Annotated in this window: 13 protein-coding genes; 9 read left to right on the top strand and 4 right to left on the bottom strand. The window is 59.6% G+C overall.

The features are described 5' to 3' along the window. The first annotated feature begins 9 nt into the window (after positions 1-9). The 3 genes from AC2FD8_RS04715 (at position 10) to AC2FD8_RS04705 (ending at position 4,125) form a co-directional block, all read left to right on the top strand. A complete protein-coding gene (locus AC2FD8_RS04715; protein WP_496854274.1) occupies positions 10-3,024 on the top strand; it encodes a sarcosine oxidase subunit alpha family protein in 3,015 nt (1,004 codons plus the stop codon). Next, a complete protein-coding gene (locus tag AC2FD8_RS04710) occupies positions 3,017-3,583 on the top strand; it encodes a sarcosine oxidase subunit gamma (protein ID WP_496854273.1) in 567 nt (188 codons plus the stop codon). The genes AC2FD8_RS04715 and AC2FD8_RS04710 overlap by 8 nt, the downstream gene beginning before the upstream one ends. Before the next feature lie 125 nt (positions 3,584-3,708). Continuing rightward, complete coding sequence (locus AC2FD8_RS04705) at positions 3,709-4,125, top strand: hypothetical protein (protein WP_496854272.1); 417 nt, start codon at positions 3,709-3,711, stop codon at positions 4,123-4,125. Positions 4,126-4,271: 146 nt separating this feature from the next. Here AC2FD8_RS04705 and AC2FD8_RS04700 read toward each other — a convergent pair whose 3' ends face one another. Further along, on the bottom strand, positions 4,272-5,033 hold the full coding sequence (locus AC2FD8_RS04700; protein ID WP_496854271.1) for an FkbM family methyltransferase: 762 nt from the start codon (positions 5,031-5,033) through the stop codon (positions 4,272-4,274). Positions 5,034-5,133: 100 nt separating this feature from the next. On the opposite strand from AC2FD8_RS04700, the gene AC2FD8_RS04695 reads away from it, so the two are divergent. The 3 genes from AC2FD8_RS04695 (at position 5,134) to AC2FD8_RS04685 (ending at position 7,387) form a co-directional block, all read left to right on the top strand. Beyond that, complete coding sequence (locus tag AC2FD8_RS04695) at positions 5,134-5,733, top strand: superoxide dismutase (protein ID WP_480469397.1); 600 nt, start codon at positions 5,134-5,136, stop codon at positions 5,731-5,733. A 175-nt stretch (positions 5,734-5,908) separates the two neighbouring features. After that, positions 5,909-6,694: an ABC transporter permease subunit gene (locus tag AC2FD8_RS04690; RefSeq protein WP_496854270.1), complete on the top strand. Its 786-nt coding sequence runs from the start codon at positions 5,909-5,911 to the stop codon at positions 6,692-6,694. Positions 6,695-6,928: 234 nt separating this feature from the next. Continuing rightward, positions 6,929-7,387, top strand: coding sequence for a baeRF12 domain-containing protein (locus tag AC2FD8_RS04685; protein ID WP_496854269.1), 459 nt, complete (start codon positions 6,929-6,931; stop codon positions 7,385-7,387). A gap of 36 nt (positions 7,388-7,423) precedes the next feature. Here the strand turns inward: AC2FD8_RS04685 and AC2FD8_RS04680 are convergent, their stop codons facing one another. Continuing rightward, positions 7,424-7,963: an LOG family protein gene (locus AC2FD8_RS04680; RefSeq protein WP_496854268.1), complete on the bottom strand. Its 540-nt coding sequence runs from the start codon at positions 7,961-7,963 to the stop codon at positions 7,424-7,426. A gap of 126 nt (positions 7,964-8,089) precedes the next feature. On the opposite strand from AC2FD8_RS04680, the gene AC2FD8_RS04675 reads away from it, so the two are divergent. Both AC2FD8_RS04675 and AC2FD8_RS04670 read left to right on the top strand, forming a co-directional pair. After that, positions 8,090-9,490, top strand: a complete 1,401-nt coding sequence (locus AC2FD8_RS04675) for a LysM peptidoglycan-binding domain-containing protein (protein ID WP_496854267.1) — start codon at positions 8,090-8,092, stop codon at positions 9,488-9,490. A 77-nt stretch (positions 9,491-9,567) separates the two neighbouring features. After that, a complete protein-coding gene (locus tag AC2FD8_RS04670) occupies positions 9,568-11,373 on the top strand; it encodes an ABCB family ABC transporter ATP-binding protein/permease (protein WP_496854266.1) in 1,806 nt (601 codons plus the stop codon). A gap of 32 nt (positions 11,374-11,405) precedes the next feature. Here AC2FD8_RS04670 and AC2FD8_RS04665 read toward each other — a convergent pair whose 3' ends face one another. Then, positions 11,406-15,188: an efflux RND transporter permease subunit gene (locus tag AC2FD8_RS04665; protein ID WP_496854265.1), complete on the bottom strand. Its 3,783-nt coding sequence runs from the start codon at positions 15,186-15,188 to the stop codon at positions 11,406-11,408. Next, positions 15,185-16,417 carry an efflux RND transporter periplasmic adaptor subunit gene (locus AC2FD8_RS04660; RefSeq protein ID WP_496854264.1) on the bottom strand — a complete coding sequence of 411 codons (1,233 nt, stop codon included), beginning with the start codon at positions 16,415-16,417 and terminating at the stop codon, positions 15,185-15,187. The genes AC2FD8_RS04665 and AC2FD8_RS04660 overlap by 4 nt, the downstream gene beginning before the upstream one ends. 225 nt (positions 16,418-16,642) lie before the next feature. Between AC2FD8_RS04660 and AC2FD8_RS04655 the strand changes: the two genes are divergently transcribed. Beyond that, complete coding sequence (locus tag AC2FD8_RS04655; protein ID WP_496854263.1) at positions 16,643-17,314, top strand: hypothetical protein; 672 nt, start codon at positions 16,643-16,645, stop codon at positions 17,312-17,314. The last annotated feature ends 24 nt before the right edge of the window (positions 17,315-17,338 follow it).

Genomic DNA, 17,338 nt, shown 5'->3' with positions numbered 1-17,338 from the left:
GTCCGCAACATGAGCACCCGTCTCGCAAATCAAGGCCGGCTGATTGACCGGTCGAAACAGGTTACCTTTACCTTCAACGGCACCTCGATGCAGGGCTATGAAGGTGACACGCTTGCATCCGCCCTGCTGGCCAATGACCAGATGATGATGGGCCGGTCGTTCAAGTATCACCGTCCGCGTGGCGTCGTCGCCAGTGGCGCGGAAGAGCCGAACGCTCTGGTCGGTCTGGGCGAAGGCAACCGGTTTGAACCGAACCAGCGCGCCACCACGACCGAGCTGTTCAACGGCCTGACATCCGTGTCCCAGAACCACTGGCCGAACCTCGAGTTCGACATCGGGTCGATCAACACCCATCTGTCGCGCTTTCTGCCGGCTGGCTTCTATTACAAGATGTTCATCCATCCGAAGCCATTCTGGAAACACGTTTACGAACCGTTCATCCGTCAGTCCGCCGGTCTGGGCAAAGCGCCCGACAAGGACAACCGTGACGCAGACACCTACGAGCATTTCTACCACTTCACTGATGTACTGGTGATCGGTGGCGGTGTTGCCGGTCTTCAGGCAGCCAAAGCGGCTGCCGCATCCGGTGCCAAGGTCATGCTGATCGAGCAGACCGCACATTGGGGTGGTCGTGCTCCGGTTGATGGCGGCACCATCGACGGTGAGCCTGTGGATAAGTTCGTGGAACAATTGGTTTCCGAACTCGAAACAATGGACAACGTCACCCTGCGCAATCGCTGCATGGGGGCAGGGGTCTATGATCACGGCTACGTATTGGGTTACGAGCGCCTGACAGACCATACTCCGGGCGTGCAAGGTCCGCGTCACCGCCTGTGGCGCATCCGCGCCAAACAGGTCGTGACAGCCACCGGCGCGATTGAGCGTCCGCTGTCTTTCGCGGGCAACGATGTTCCGGGCGTGATGCTGGCCTCGGCCATGCGGGATTATGTGGTGAACTGGGGCGTGACCCCCGGCGACCGCGTGATCGTTGCGACCAACAACGACGATGCCTATCGCACCGCGATTACCCTCAAGAAAGCCGGTGTGGATGTTCTGCGCGTGGTTGATGCCCGCGCAAGCGCCGGACCTCTGGCTGAAGAGGCGCGTCAGCTGGGCATCCGTGTCGATCCCGGCAAGGCGGTTGCCAAGGTCAAGGGCGGCAAGCGCGTCAAAAAAGTTGCGCTGTGCAACCAGGACGGCATCGGCGGTGCGCGGGAAGAGGTCGAATGTGATGCAGTGGCCATGTCGGGCGGCTGGTCTCCGGTCGTGCACATGTGGTCGCATTGCGGTGGTAAGCTGATCTGGGACGAAGCAAACGCCCATTTCCGCCCCGACCCCGAGCGTCCTCCGCTGGGTGTCAATGGCGAAGGCTTTGTGGTCGCAGCAGGCTCGTCAAACGGTCCGCTGGCGCTGGGTGACGTTTTGGTGGATGCGCAAACCGCAGGCGAGGCCGCGGCCAATGGCGCCGGGTTCACGCCGAAGACTGCAGAAGCGCCCAAGGGCGAAACGACATCAGAGGCTCCGATGGCTGCTGTCTGGCTGATGCCTGCCAATGCCGACATCCAGCTGCGCATGAAATCGTGGCTGGACTTCCAGAACGACGTGAAGGTCTCGGACGTTCAGCTGGCGGCGCGCGAAGGTTACGAAAGCGTCGAACATACCAAGCGCTATACCACGCTGGGTATGGCGACCGATCAGGGTAAGTTGAGCAACATCAACGGCTTGGCGATCCTTGCTGATGCGCTGGATTCAGAGATCCCAAAGGTCGGCACCACCACATTCCGTCCGCCCTATACGCCCATCTCGATGGCGTCGATTGGCGGTGAGGCACGTGGTGAGGTGTTCCAACCGATCCGTCAGACTCCGATGCATAACTGGCACGACCAGAACGGAGCAGACTGGGAGCCGGTCGGCCACTGGCGCCGGACCTATGCCTATGTCCGTCCCGGTGAATCCGTGCATGACGCGGTCAATCGTGAGGTGAAGAACACCCGCGAAAACCTCGGCCTGCTGGATGCCTCGACATTGGGTAAACTGATCGTCAAAGGCCCCAATGCGGGCAAGTTCCTGGACATGATGTATACCAACATGATGTCTACGCTGAAGGTCGGCAAATGCCGCTATGGCCTGATGTGTTCCGAGAACGGCTTCCTGATCGATGACGGTGTTGTTGCCCGCATCGACGAGGACACATGGCTGTGCCACACCACCACCGGCGGGGCCGAACGTATCCATGGTCATATGGAAGAGTGGCTGCAGACCGAATGGTGGGACTGGAAAGTCTACGTCGCCAACGTGACTGAGCAATACGCGCAAGTCGCCGTGGTTGGCCCCAACGCCCGCAAGGTGCTGGAGAAGCTCGGTGGCATGGATGTTAGCCGCGAAGCGCTGCCGTTCATGGAATGGCGTGATGGCAAGATTGGCGGTTTCGATTGCCGCGCCTATCGCATTTCATTCTCGGGTGAGCTGTCCTATGAAATTGCCGTACCTGCGTCGCAGGGTCAGGCGTTCTGGGATGCGCTGTATGACGCGGGCAAAGAGTTCGGCGTGATGCCTTACGGCACCGAATGTCTGCACATTCTGCGGGCCGAGAAGGGCTTTATCATGATCGGCGACGAGACCGACGGCACCGTGATCCCGCAGGATCTGGGGCTGCACTGGGCGCTGTCGAAGAAGAAAGAGGATTATCTTGGCAAACGTGCTCATTCGCGCAGTCACATGGCCGATCCTGAACGTTGGAAACTGGTCGGTCTTGAGACTGTGGATGGATCGGTTCTGCCGGACGGTGCCTATGCGGTGGGCGAAGGCGTAAATGCCAACGGTCAGCGCAACATGATCGGGCGCGTCACCTCGACCTACTACTCGGCCAATCTGGGCAAAGGCATCGCCATGGGTCTGATCAAGCACGGACCGGACCGCATGGGCGAGATTGTCGAGTTCCCGGGAACCGATGGCAAAACCTACAAAGCCAAGATCGTCGATCCGATCTTCTTCGACAAGGACGGGGAGAAGCAGAATGTCTGAACCCATCAGCGCACTCAATCACGTCAGCTATGACGGTATCGCTAAGATCGCGGAATGCGGCCTTCAGGGCATGATCACCCTGCGGGGGGATCTGTCAGATAAGGTGCTGGCCAAGGCCGTCAAGGACGCCACCGGGCAGAAGATCCCGGCTCAGCGCGAGGCGCTGGTCAAAGGTGACACCGGTGTGTGCTGGATGTCACCCGATGAACTGCTGGTGATGGTGCCTTATGCCGAGGTCGAGGCCAAACTGGCCGCGATGACCAACGCGCTGAGCGGCACGCATGCTTTGGCCGTCAATGTCTCGGATGCCCGCGCGGTGTTCAGCATCTCGGGCGCCAGCGCGCGCGAGGTTTTGGGCAAGCTTGCTCCGATCGATCTGTCGCATGATGCGTTTCAACCCGGCCAGATCCGCCGCTCGCGCCTGGCGCAGGTGGCCGGTGCCTTCTGGATGGATGACGCCCAGACCTTCCGCGTCGTCTGCTTCCGTTCGGCTGCGGATTACGTCTTCAAACTGCTCAAGGTTGCGGCGCAACCGGGCAGTGAGGTCGGAGTTTACTAAAGAATCGGGCGATTTTCCACGGTTCTCCGTTTGTATCCTGTCTGCAGATCATTGAAAAGTTAAAGAGATTCGGGTTGTACCTCGGATCTCTTTCTTGTTTCATGCGCGCAAACAGGAGTTGAATAATGTTTAAATTTTCATCACTTATTTGCGCTGGACTTGTTGCCTTTTCGGGCGCCGCAAAGGCCTCTGAAACGATCTATGATTGTTCTCCTAACAATATAGAAGCTCATCTCGGTTGGATCGCCGAACGTGTGATCGTGATCGTGGACGAAGATGAGAAAACAGCGTTCGTTTTGGACGGTTACATCCAGCGTGCGTATGATGAGCCCATACCTGCGAGCTATTCTAAACTAAACAATGGCAACATTAGGATTAAATGGAAAATCTCGGGTATCCCCGCACGCTCCGCCGCGACAACCCTCGCATCTTGGAGCGCGACCATCGATCCAAAGAAAGCGCAGATGCGGATCAGTGCGACTGTGCACGGATATGATAACCGGCCCAGCGGTCACGGAAAGTGCGAGATCAGCAGCCGCTAGTGCTGCACTCCGCTGATTTACCAGTATTGCGGTCAAAGGACTTATACTGGCGGTTTTTCTAGTCCGTTTTTGCTTCGAGCGACTGCGGGCTCCCAACAAGGGGTCCCGTTTCCGTATTTTGCAGTTGCTCGCCTTCTGACGACCTCTCAGACGTGCAATAGAATGGTTTGATAGCGGCTCAACGCGTCCGGTGTCACAAGCGTTTCCTTCTTGATCGGTCGGTTGTGTTCGTCGCGGATTTGCCCGTAGAACTTCAAGCTTTCCAAAAGACCCGCCACGCGGGATTGACGGTCAGTGTCACTCAGAAGCGGCGCATGCAAGGACAGAAACAGTGCGGGGCGTTTCTGTTTCAGCCAGTCCAGAAGCGTCGGCAGAACAAAGAACTCGGCCCCTTCGATATCCATTTTTACCAGCGAGACCGCCGACAGATCGTTTGCCGCCTCAAACTGATCCCATGCGATTGTCAAAGCATCCGTCCCATGCGCCGCGTCATGCAAAAGGGAGCTGGTGGAATCGCCCGGCTCTCCTCGGGTTGAGGCCATGCGGGCCACTCCGAACTGATCCGACAGAGCGACCCCGAAGGCCGAGACATTGCGGATATCGTTCAGGTCCAGGTTCCAGGCCAGGTGACGAAACGCGGTCGGGTCGGGTTCAAAGCAAAACACTTGGCGGGCTTTGCGCGCACCATAAAGGACAGTCGGCCCGATCCACGCGCCGATATCCAGATAGTCGTTTTCCGGGGACAGGAACTGATCGAGAACGGCGAAGGTCTCAGGCTCCCAATCTCCGGCCGAGGCTTTGCGCCAGAATTTGGAATGGTAGGGATCGAGGCGAAAGGCCTGACCATTCAGGTTCCCCGCATAGTATCCGCGGGCGCGGTAAAACATCTTGCGCGCCTGTGTCAGCATCGCGGACCTCCGGGTTTTATTGTCTCGCCCCTTGACCTGCGGCGGTTGCCAAAGCATTTAACCGTTGGGAACCGCAACTTTTATTTTACAGGGGGCCGACATGGCTTTTGAACTTCCTGATCTTCCTTATGCACATGACGCGCTGGCAGCCAAGGGCATGTCCGCCGAAACGCTGGAATATCACCACGATCTGCACCACAAAGCCTATGTCGACAACGGCAACAAGCTGATCGCCGGCACCGAGTGGGACGGCAAGTCGCTGGAAGAGATCATCGTAGGCACCTACGACGCAAACGCCGTTGCGCAGAACGGTATCTTCAACAACATCAGCCAGCTGTGGAACCACAACCAGTTCTGGGAGATGATGGGGCCGGACGGCAACGCCATGCCCGGTGAGCTGGAAAAAGCGCTGACCGAGAGCTTCGGCTCGGTTGACGAATTCAAGTCGCAGTTCAGCGCGGCTGGCGCCGGTCAGTTCGGCTCGGGCTGGGCATGGTTGGTCAAGAACGCGGACGGCTCGCTGGCCGTGACCAAAACCGAAAACGGCGTGAACCCGCTGTGCTTTGGTCAGACTGCTCTGCTGGGTTGCGACGTGTGGGAGCACTCCTACTACATCGACTTCCGCAACAAGCGTCCGGCTTACCTGTCGAACTTCCTCGATAATCTGGTGAACTGGGAAAACGTCGCATCGCGCATGTGATCTGAGTGTCCCGTTTGGGGCCAAGGGCCTGCTGGCGGAGACGCTGGCAGGTCTTTTTCGTTTGGGGTGACGCGGATGGTCAATCCGCGCTGGAAGCCTTGCGAGGCCGCGTCAACCGTGACAGTCCTGCTGTAGCCATCTGGCAAACCGCACTTTTGACGATTGGACCCCAAGCTTGCGTGGAAACCATTTCTTCGATCACGTGATCCTTCTGGCGGGTGTTGTCTTGATGTGCGGGCCGGTCGGCCTGTTGCTTTGGCAGTTGCTCACGGCCCTCGATCTGCCCGAACTTTGGGCCTTGGTTCAGCGGGTCTGGCAGGGCGGCCTCAGCAGCGCTGGCATTGGGGCAGGGGCGATGATGTGGAATTCGCTGGTTCTGGCCTTGGGCGTTGCGATCTTGAAAAGCGTGATGTCGATGATGGCCGCCTATGCGCTGGTTTTCTTTCGACTGCCCTGTAGCGGATTGATCTACGGCGTGATCCTGATCGCGATGTTCTTTCCGATCGAAACCCGGATATTGCCGACCTTTGCCGTTGCCAGTGATCTTGGGCTGCTCAATACCTACGCCGGAATGATCCTGCCGATCACGGCCAGCGGGCTGGGCGTGCTGGTCTTCCGCCAATACATGCGCCAGATCCCTAATGAGGTGATAGAGGCCGCCCGGATGGACGGCGCCGGGCCGCTGCGTGTGTTGGTTGACATCATTGTGCCTCTGTCGCTGCCAATGATCGCGGCAGTGTTCGCGATCCTGTTTGTACTGGGGTGGAACCAATATGTCTGGCCGATCATGATCACCACCACCAGTCAGGACCATGACACTTTGGTGCGCGGCATGGCCTATTCGGGCTTTGGTGGCACGGCGGGTATGGTTCTGGCGCTTTTGGCGCTGCTGCCGCCGGCTGTGGTGGTGATCGGGCTGCAGCGATGGCTGATGCGGGGTTTGACTACAGGCATCCACTAGGTCCGCGATCTCCTCGAACATGAAGCGCAGGTGAAAACGCGCCGATGCGTCAAGTTTCGGTATGAGACGGGATTGTACCGGGTCCGCCAGTGCTTAAGTAAATATAGCGGAGGGAGAGAACCGCACCCATTGGAAGCACAGGCAAACATCGCGCCAGAACACTCTGGCCGCGACGCAAAGAATTTGTGCCCAATACAAGAGGGATAGCCATGGAAACCACTATGGGAGAGCATAATGGCTGCACTTGAACAGGGAACCTGGGTTGTTATCGCGGATGGGGAAAAGGCATTGTTCGTCGAGAACATCACCGATGCCGAAGACCCCAATCTGGTTGTCGTTTCGGTTGAGGAGCAAGTGGCCCAGGACCGCCCCACCGACAAGGCTGGGCGTCGGTCTGATCCGGGACCGAACCAGAAATCGGCGGTTGAGGAACCGGACTGGAAATCCCATGCGAAATCGCTGTTCGTGCAGGACCTTGCCAATCTTCTGAACCGCAAGGGTTTGAAAGGCAAATTCCACAGGCTTGTTCTAGTGGCCAGCCCCCATGTTCTGGGGCTGCTGCGGCGCAGGCTGCACAGTGAGGTTCTGGCCAAGGTCGTGGCCGAGGTGGACAAAACCCTGACCAACCATCCGCTTCACAAGGTCGAACAGGTGCTGAAACAGCGCCTTCGCCCTGCGCCACGTCTGGCTTGAATGAAAACGGGCGGCCTTGGCCGCCCACGTTTCTGCCTAGCGCAAAGCTGCGATGGCCGCGTCCGCATCCTCGACCCAGGTCACGAAACCTGACAGGGACTGGTCGGCAAAGCCCTGTTCGATCACCTGTTCCAGAAGGGCGCGGAGCTTGTCCCAGTAGCCCCCTACGTTCATCACCACAATCGGCTTGTCGTGCAGGCCCAGCTGCCGCCATGTCAGGGCCTCGAACAGCTCGTCCAGTGATCCCGGCCCTCCGGGCAGTACCACGACGGCATCGGCATTCATGATCATGACTTTCTTGCGCTCGTGCATCGTCTCGGTGATCACGTAATGCGTCAAATCGCTTTTGCCGACCTCGCGCTGGACCAGATGTACCGGGATGACGCCGAATGTCTCACCCCCGGCAGATTGCGTGGCGCGCGCAACTTCGCCCATCAGGCCCACATCTCCGGCCCCGTAAACCAGTCGCCAGCCCTCCTGCGCCAGTGCGGTTCCCAACTGCTTGGCGGCGTCAGAATAGGCTGGATTGGTGCCATTGCGTGACCCGCAATACACACAGACGGATTTCTGGGACATGACAGGTACGCTCCGGGCTTGTTTCAGACGTTTTGACCCCTGATAGCGAGATTGATAGGTTGGCTCAACTGTCCGCCGGAAAACGAGTCACTCACATCAGTTTCGCGGCGGAATGAAAGGGAAAGAATGAACGGCACATCGGAAGGCGGAAGCTCGGGCAGCTTCATCTGGGGGCTGCTTGTCGGCCTTGTAGCAATTCTTGGGGCCGGTGGTCTGTATTTGTCAGGTGTGTTTTCCAGCAGCCCGGAACCTGTGCAGGACCAGGTTGAGGTTGCAGCGGAGACCCCTGCGCCTGAGGCTGAACCCGAAGAAGAGGCCTCGCAAGACCTCGCACCCGCACCAGAAGAAGCGAGCGCTGAGGCTGAGGTTGAGGAACCCGTAGCCGAAGAACCCCAATCCCAGCCCGAAGAGGTCGCGGTCGAGGCTGAACCCGCGATGCCTCCGGCTTTGGACCAGATTTTCGTGTCGCCGGACGGCAGCGCATTGTTGTCGGGTGAGGCAGAGCCGGGCAGCGACATTGACGTGGTTCTGAACGGCGAGGTCGTGCATCAGTTTTCCGTCGATGAAACGGGCGAGTTCGCCGAGTTTGTTGCCGTTCCATTCAGTGATGATCCACGCGGCCTTGTTCTGCAATCGACGGATGGGGGTAAAACTGTTCAATCCGATGACTATCTGATCGCGGCCCTGCCGGAACCCACCCCCGAGAAACCAGCGCCTGTGGCCGAGGAAACGCCCTCGGGACTGGAAGTTGCTGAAGATCCCAAGCCTGAGGCGGAAGATGCGATTGTGGCATCCGTTGACCCGGAGCAGCCGTCAGAAACCGCAGACGCGGGTGAGGAAACCGAGGAAACCAGTACAGAAACTGCAGATGCCGGTGCCGAAAACCAAGACACTGATGCGGATACAAAAGAGGACGTCGTTGAGGCTGAACCGGCCCCGGAAGACGCAACCGAAACCCCTGCTGAAAATCAACAGGTTGCTATCCTGCGTTCAGGCGAGGATGGGGTAGAGCTGGTGCAATCCCCATCCGAAGAGAACTCTGCCCCCAAGCAGGTTGAGCTGGACACGATCGGCTATTCCGACACCGGGGATGTGCAACTGACGGGCCGTTTGAACGAAGGGTCTGCTGTACGGATTTATCTGAACAACCGTCTGGTGGCCGATGTTGTCCCGCAAGAAAATGGCAACTGGCGGGGAGACCTCGAAGGGATCGATCCCGGTGTCTACACCCTGCGGGTGGACGAGGTGCATTCCGACGGCACGGTCCTCAGCCGGGTCGAAACGCCCTTTAAACGCGAACCCGTTGAGGTGTTGCAGGCGGCCGAGGCGCAGAACTCGGAGCAACCGCAAGAAACCTCGGCGTCGATACGGTCGGTTACGGTTCAGGCTGGCGACACCCTGTGGGCCATCTCGCGTGAGCGGTTCGGAGACGGCGTGCTGTATGTCCGCCTGTTTGATGCCAATCGCGAGCTGATCCGCGACCCGGACCTGATTTTCCCGGGGCAGGTGTTCACCATTCCTGAATAAGCTAGGGCACTGGCCTTTCTCGGGCCGGGGCCCATATTGCATTTCACACAAGGCAGGTAGTGCGACGTATGCCCCCCATGACATCCGAAGAACTGGCCGGAATTGACGAGCGCCGCTCGGGCCGGCGGACGATCCGCAAGGTCGCGCCCTATATGTGGCCCGATGATGAGCCATGGGTGAAGCGTCGCGTTGTGATTGCCATGGCGATGCTGGTGTTGGCCAAGCTGATCGCTGTCTATACGCCGATTCTCTACAAAGGCGCGGTGGATGGTTTGGCGGGCGAGGGCGTGCCTCCTTTAGCCCTTGGCGCGGTGGGGCTGACGGTGGCCTATGGCGTTGCCCGGATGATGACCGTGGGCTTTCAGCAATTGCGCGATGCAGCCTTTGCTCCGGTGGGGCAGAGGGCTTTGCGCGCACTCGCGCTGGAAACCTTTCAGCATATCCATCAGCTTTCCATGCGCTATCACGTGGGTCGGCGGACCGGCGGCCTCAGCCGGATCATCGAACGCGGGGTCAAAGGGGTCGAGTTCCTTTTGCGATTCCTGCTGTTTTCCATCGGGCCGCTGATCCTAGAGCTGCTGCTGGTCGCTATCATCCTGATGTGGCTGTTCGATGTCTGGTATCTGGTCGTCGTGGCTGTCACCATCGCGCTTTACATCTGGTTTACCTTTGCCGTCACCGAATGGCGCGTAAAGCTGCGCCGCGAGATGAATGATCAGGATACCGAGGCGAACCAGCGCGCCATCGACAGCCTTCTGAATTTCGAAACCGTCAAGTATTTCAACGCCGAACAGCGTGAAGCGAACCGGTATGACGTGTCGATGAAGGCCTATGCGGGGGCGGCCTTGAAAACCGCCTATTCGCTGGCCTTCCTGAATTTCGGGCAATCCTTCCTGATCACCTGCGGCCTGATCGGGGTGATGGTTCTGGCCGCGATCGGGGTCCAGAATGGCGCGCTCACGGTCGGTGATTTCGTCATGGTGAACGCCTACATGATCCAGATCACTGTGCCTTTGAACTTTCTGGGCACCGTGTATCGCGAGATCCGGCAGGCGCTGGTCGATATGGGCCAGATGTTCGATCTGCTTGAGCAGCCCGCCGAGGTGACGGACAAGCCCGACGCTCCGGACCTGAAGGTCAATGGAGGCGAGGTGACCCTGCAAGATGTGCGCTTTGGCTATGACCCGGATCGTGAAATCCTGAAAGGGGTGTCGCTTACGGCGCCTGCGGGGCAGACCGTTGCCATTGTTGGCGCGACGGGGTCCGGGAAATCCACCATCGGGCGCTTGTTGTTCCGGTTCTACGACGTGACCGGCGGGGCGTTGAAGATTGATGGTCAGGACGTGCGGGATGTGGCTCAGACCAGCCTGCATGCGGCCATCGGCGTTGTGCCGCAAGACACGGTGCTGTTCAACGACACCATCCGCTACAACATTGCCTATGGCCGCGACGGCGCAACGCAGGTCGATGTGGAAGAGGCCGCACGTGCAGCGCAGATCCACGATTTCATCGCTTCTCTGCCCGAAGGCTATGACACCAAGGTGGGGGAACGTGGCCTGAAGCTGTCAGGTGGTGAAAAGCAACGCGTCGGCATTGCGCGGACGCTGCTGAAAAATCCCCCCATCCTTCTGTTGGATGAGGCGACCTCGGCCCTCGACACCGATACAGAGCAGGAGATCAAGGATGCCTTGGCCCGTGCAGGCGAAGGGCGAACCGTGATCACCATCGCGCACCGTCTGAGCACGATCGCCGAGGCCGACCAGATTGTGGTTCTGGAAAGCGGTGAGATCATCGAACAGGGCACCCATGATGCGCTGTTGGCGCGCGAAGGCCGTTATGCCCAATTGTGGAGCCGCCAGCAGGCCGACACTCAGGCGGCATAAAAAAGGGCCGGGAAGATCCCAGCCCTTTGCGTTTACTCTGCTGCCTTTAGCGGAGATCCGGGTGGCGTGTCCGGATGATCCGCCCTGTCCTCAGAAGGTCTGGCTGACGGCTGCTCGTCCCAGACGATCTCGGTCGCTTGAGCGGCCCGTGCGCTTTGGCCGATGGCCATGTCCTGCGCGATCTGGCTGGACCGGCCTGCTGTGACCCGCGCCAGAAGTTTTCCCAGCCAGATAGCGTAGGTTGTCACCCAGACGCGCAGTGCCAGCATCGATGGCGTCACGATCAAGGTCAGCACGGTGGCGATGCCGAGGCCAAAGACCACGGCGGTCGCCAGCTGTTTCCACCACAGTGCCGTGGGGCTGTCGATCGTGTAGCCGCCATTGATGAAGTCCAGCGACAGGCCAAACATCATCGGCGTCAGACCGGCCATTGTGGTCAGCGTTGTCAGCAGAACGGGGCGAATCCGGGCCTCAGCCGTGCGCACAATCGCGTCGATCCGTGGCATGTAGCGGCTGTATTCCTGATAGGTGTCGATCAGAACGATATTGTTGTTCACAACAATCCCTGCCAGAGCGACGATTCCCGTACCGGTCATGATGATCGAGAAGGGCTGCTCCATCACCAGCATCCCGATTAGAACGCCGGTCGTGGACAGGACGACCGCCAACAAAACCAGAACCGAGTTGTAGAAGCTGTTGAACTGCGCCAGCAGGATCACGAACATCAGCCCCAGGGCCGCCAGAAAAGCGCTGGACAGGAAGGCCTGGCTTTCGGCCTGTTCTTCCTGATCGCCGGTCCATTCCCATGTGATCGAAGGGTCGAACGGGTTGGAGTTGAGCCATTCGGTCAGCACGGCGATACGTTCATTGGGATTGATCGGCGCGATGCTGGCCTCGCCATTTTCAACGGCGGTGCGCAGCTCTTCGGTCGTCTCGGCCCCGGTCAGTTGAACTAGATCGTACTGCTTGCCATTGGGCGCTGTGATCGCGGTTGAAGACGGATCAGCCCCATCCGCAACCGAGCGCAGAATGGCCAGGCGCTTTTCGCCACCGTCGGGTCCATCAACCACTGCTTTGCTAAGACCAGCCTCAACATCGGCTTTGACGTCAAAATAGCGTTCCTGATCAACACGGTTGATTTCGGCCAGTTTGGCGACCGGCTGGCGGGTGACAAAGTTGGACAGGGGTACGAGGCCGTCTGCCGTGCGTACCTTCAGCGTGTCCAGCGTTGACAGGACACGGTCTTCTTCGGGCAGGCGGACGCGGATCTCGATCTCTTCATCCGTGGTGTCGGGGCGCATTTCGCCCAGAAGGATGCCGCGCGTGACCAGCTGCACCATGGCCCCAACAGTGGCCACATCGGCGCCAAATCGGCCTGCTTTGGCGACGTCAACGTCGATCTGCCAGTCGATGCCGGGCAGGGGCAGGGTGTCTTCGATCTTGATCAGGCCGGGTGTCGTGTCGAAAACCTCTCGGGCGGCGACAGTAGCAGTAGTCAGCGGCTCCCACCCGTCGCCCTTGATCCGCAGATGCACGGGCTTGGCCGAGGCGGGGCCTTGCTCCAGCGCCAGAATCTCGACCTCGAAACCGGGCAGCTCGGCCAGTTGGGTGTTGAGTTCTTCCAGAACATAGTCACCATCATATTCGGGGGCGATGAAATGCCGATCAAACAGCCCGCCCAGAATGGGCTCCGAGACGTTGGGGCGGTCTTCCCATGGGATGATTTCGAACTGGACGCGTCCAACCGTGTCTGCCGGGTCTTGCGCGCCACCATTGTTCTGCGTTAGCCCGCCTTCGCCCGCAAACGAGAAGACGTTGATCACGGCCGGGTGCGCGGCAATCACCTGTTCGGCGGCCAGCACCATGGCGTCTTTTTCCACCAACGAAAGATTGCCCCGCGCGCGGACGTAGGCGGTAGCCTGTTCCGGCTCGCTTTCGACGAAGAATTCAACGCCCCGGTTGTTTTCGCCGAACACTGAAATCACCGTCATCACAGCCATGACAATGGCAGCAATCGAGACAATCGGCATCACCGGATTGCCCACGAGGAACTTGATGACATAGCCGAAGGGCGTGTGCTCCTTCGCCGTATGAACCTTGGTTTCGGGTTTGCGTTCGACCCGTGCTGCGCCCAGTGTGACCGATCCGGCGAAAGCTCCGAGGACCATCAGTACGGCCCCAAGGAGCGATCCACCACCCTCGACCAAATACGAGGGGTTCAGCACCTGCATCGCACCCAGGAAAACCAGATAGAATGATGGGGGTACCAGTACAGCGCGCAGCCACCAAGGTGTACGACCGCGCAACCAGTCCGAGGTGCGGTCGAACACACGGCTTAACCGGCCCGAGACACCGCCCATAACCGGCAGATAGATCAGGGCCACGATCAGCGACGCGGAGAGAACAAAGATCAGCGTGACAGGCAGCATGCCCATGAACTCACCCGGAATACCGGGCCAGAACAGCATCGGCAGGAAGGCACAGAGGGTCGTAGCCGTGGAGGAGACGATGGGCCAGAACATGCGCTGGGCTGCTTCGACATAGGCATGCATCGGGCCGACGCCCTCTTTGATGCGTTTGTCGGCGTATTCGACCACAACGATCGCGCCATCCACCAGCATACCGACGGCCAGGATCAGACCGAACATCACGATGTTCGAAATGCTGACCCCCATGACCGCAAGAAAGGCAAAGCACAGCAGGAACGAGGTCGGGATAGCAAAGCCCACCAACAGCGCCGCCCGCGACCCAAGCGAGGCCAGGACGACGATCATCACCAGCGCAATCGCCGTCAGGACCGAGCCCTCCAACTGGCTGACCATGGACCCAACGATCCGGCTTTGGTCGTTCGAGGTGCCCACGTCGACCGCCGCCTGCAATTCGGTCGGCCATTTGGTCTGCGCTTCGGCAATTGTGGCTTTGACCTGCTCGACCGTGTCGATCAGGTTGAAGCCCTTGCGTTTGACCACCTGCAACGCAACGGTCGGCACATTGTCGAACCGGGCTGTGCCCTCTCGGTCTTCGAAGGTGTAGTTGATCTCGGCCAGCTCACCCAGAGTGACGACGCGGTCGCCGTTGACCTTAATGGGCAGGCCATACACGTCCTGCGCTGTTTTGAAGGACGAAGGGATCTTGACCGAAAAGGCGCCCTGAGCGCTGTCCACTTCGCCCGCCGCGATCAACTGGTTGTTGTTTTGCACAACCGTGATCAGCTCATTTGCGGTGACGTTGTAGGCCTCAAGGCGCAGAGGGTCGATGATGACCTCAAGCAGTTCATCCCGGTTGCCAGCGATCCCGGCCTCAAGCACGGAATCCAGCGCTTCGATATCATCCTGCAAATCCTTGGCGATGCGTGCCATGGTCCGTTCGGGCACAGCGCCGGTCAGGTTGACGATGACGATGGGGAATTCGGAAAAGTTCAGCTCGCTCAGCGAATATTGTTCGGCACCGTCCGGGAACTCGGCCTGTGCGCTGTTCATCGCGTCGCGGACATCGGCGGTGATCGCGGTCTTGTCCCAGCCGAATTCGAACTCAAGGAACAGGCCAGCGTAGCCTTCGGCGGCGGTGGCGGTCATCTCTTTGAGACCGTCCAGATCTGCCAGTTCGGTCTCCATCGGTTTGACCAGCAGGTTCTCGGAATCCTCGGCCGAGATTCCGGGGAAGACGACCGAAACGAACAGGGCGGGGACCTCGATATCCGGCTCGCCTTCTTTCGGTAGATTGACATAGGCGAACCCGCCGATGACCAGTGAGATCAGAATGAAGGCCAGAACCATGCGGGCCCGGTCGGCGGCCCAACTGACGATACCCGTCATTGCGTGACCTCCTGATAGGTCGGGTTCACGGTGACGCCTTTGACGACGAATTCCTGCCCGACCACGATGATATCGGTGGTTTCAGGCAGACCGTCGATCCAGACACCTTGGGCCGTGTCGCGCAACACGCGGACCGGCATGAAATCGACCACATCGCCCGCGCCGACGGTGCGCACGCCCAACTGCCCCTCATTGCTGAGGGTCAGGGCTGATTGCGGCAGCAGATGCGCCTTGGCCCCCTCGGCTGAGATACGGATTGTCGCTGTCTGGCCATCGCGAATGGTCAGGTCTTCATTCGGCACGGTGATCTCGACCTCGAAGGTGCGGGTCGTCTCATCAGCCGAGCGGCTGAGGAAGGTCACGCGGCCTTCGACCTGACGACCTGTGACCAGCTGGGCCGAGGCCAGCGCCCCGACCTGAACGCGGTTAACTTCGGTCTCGGGCACGAAACCTACCAGCTTGATCGGGTTCAGCTGGATGATCGTAGCGCAGAGCGTCCCCGGCTGCATCAGGCTGCCCAATTCGGCGGTGTCGCTTTCCAGCAGGCCCTGAAACGGAGCGGTGATTGTCAGCCGATCCATTTCACGCTGTGCGGCCTCAACTTCGGCGGCTGCAGATTCGATGCCGGCGCGGGTGGCCTCCAGCCCGGCCTCGGCGGATTTGATGCCAGCCTCGGCGGTGCTCATCGCGGCCTCGGAGGAGACGCGGCGGGTTTCCGAGCCAAAACCCGTCTCGGACAATTTGCGGGCCGCTTTCAGGTTGATATCGGCCTCGGCCACAAGGGCATGTGCCTCTTCCAAGCGCGCCTCGGCCTCGGGGATGCGGCTTTCGGCCTCCAGCTTGCCTGCCTTGGCTTCGGCCAGACCGGCGGGGCGGGTGCCGGGATCAAGTTCACACAGCAGATCGCCTGCCTCAACAAAGGCACCACGGCGTTTGGGCTCCGAGGTCACGGTCGAGGTCGTCTCAGCCAGCACTTCGACCTGTCGGTTGGCTTTGGTCTGGCCGCGCAGCAGGACGGCGCTGTCAATCTCACGCGCGACCGAGCGCAGGGCGACCACGCGCACAGCATTTTCATCGGCCAGCGAAACGGCGGCCCTTTCGGCCTCGGGCGGGTTGCTTTCCTCGACGTCACCTCGGCCAGCAAAGGCAAAAAGCGAGTCACGCTCAAAAACAAGGAAGTACAGCGCGACAATCACCAAGGCGGCATTGATGAATGAAATCAGACGCATAAAGCTGGTCTCCTTGAAAAATATGCCCACGTGGACCGGACCGGTATTATGAAAGATGGGCGTCGGTTTGTATAATTTCTACGCTAAACTGATTAGTTCGGTTTATTTTTTTTCGCAAGGGTGCAGACAGTCGGCGAAAATGTGCAAAAACCGGCCCTTGGCTTGGACGTGGTGCCGGGGTATGACATGGCCCACCAAAACAGGATACACAGCCCGGGGGCAGGTATGAGCGATACCGACAGTTTCATTGATGAGGTCACGGAAGAGGTGCGGCGCGACCGGCTGTATCTGCTTTTGCGGCGCTGGGGCTGGGTCGGTGTTGCTGCCGTTGTGCTGATCGTCGGTGGGGCCGCGTTCAACGAATACCGCAAGGCGCAGGATACGTCGCAGGCCCAGAAGCTGGGCGACGAGATACTGGCCGCGCTGGCAGAAAACGACACGACTGCGCGTGTGGCTGGCCTAGAGCAGGTAGACGTGTTGTCGCCGGGCGGTGAGGCTGTGCGCAACATGCTGCTGTCCGCCTCGCAGCTGGATGCTGATTCCCGGCAGGACGCGGTCGACAGTTTGAATGCGGTGGCCGTTCAGGGCGATTTGCCCGAGATTTACCGCGCCATTGCCAGCTTCAAGGCGCTGCTGCTTCAATCCGACACGATGCCTGCCGCAGATCGTCAGCAACAGTTCGAGGCGCTGGCCGCACCCGGCGCCCCGTTGCGCCTGCTGGCGCAAGAGCAACTGGCGCTGATTGACATCGCTGAGGGCGACGTCGACGCCGCGTTGGAGCGGTTGCAGGCGCTGCGTCAGGATGCAGAGGTCAGCGTGGATCTGCAGCAGCGCGCGGCGCAATTGATTGTTGCACTGGGCGCTGAGCCCGAGCCATTGGTCGCTCAGCAGGGCTGATCGGGCGGAACACAGGTTAATGAC

This window comes from Ruegeria sp. YTSC192 (assembly GCF_059609705.1).
The sequence above is the reverse complement of the archived record's forward strand: the minus strand, read 5'-3'. Positions and strand labels throughout refer to the sequence as shown.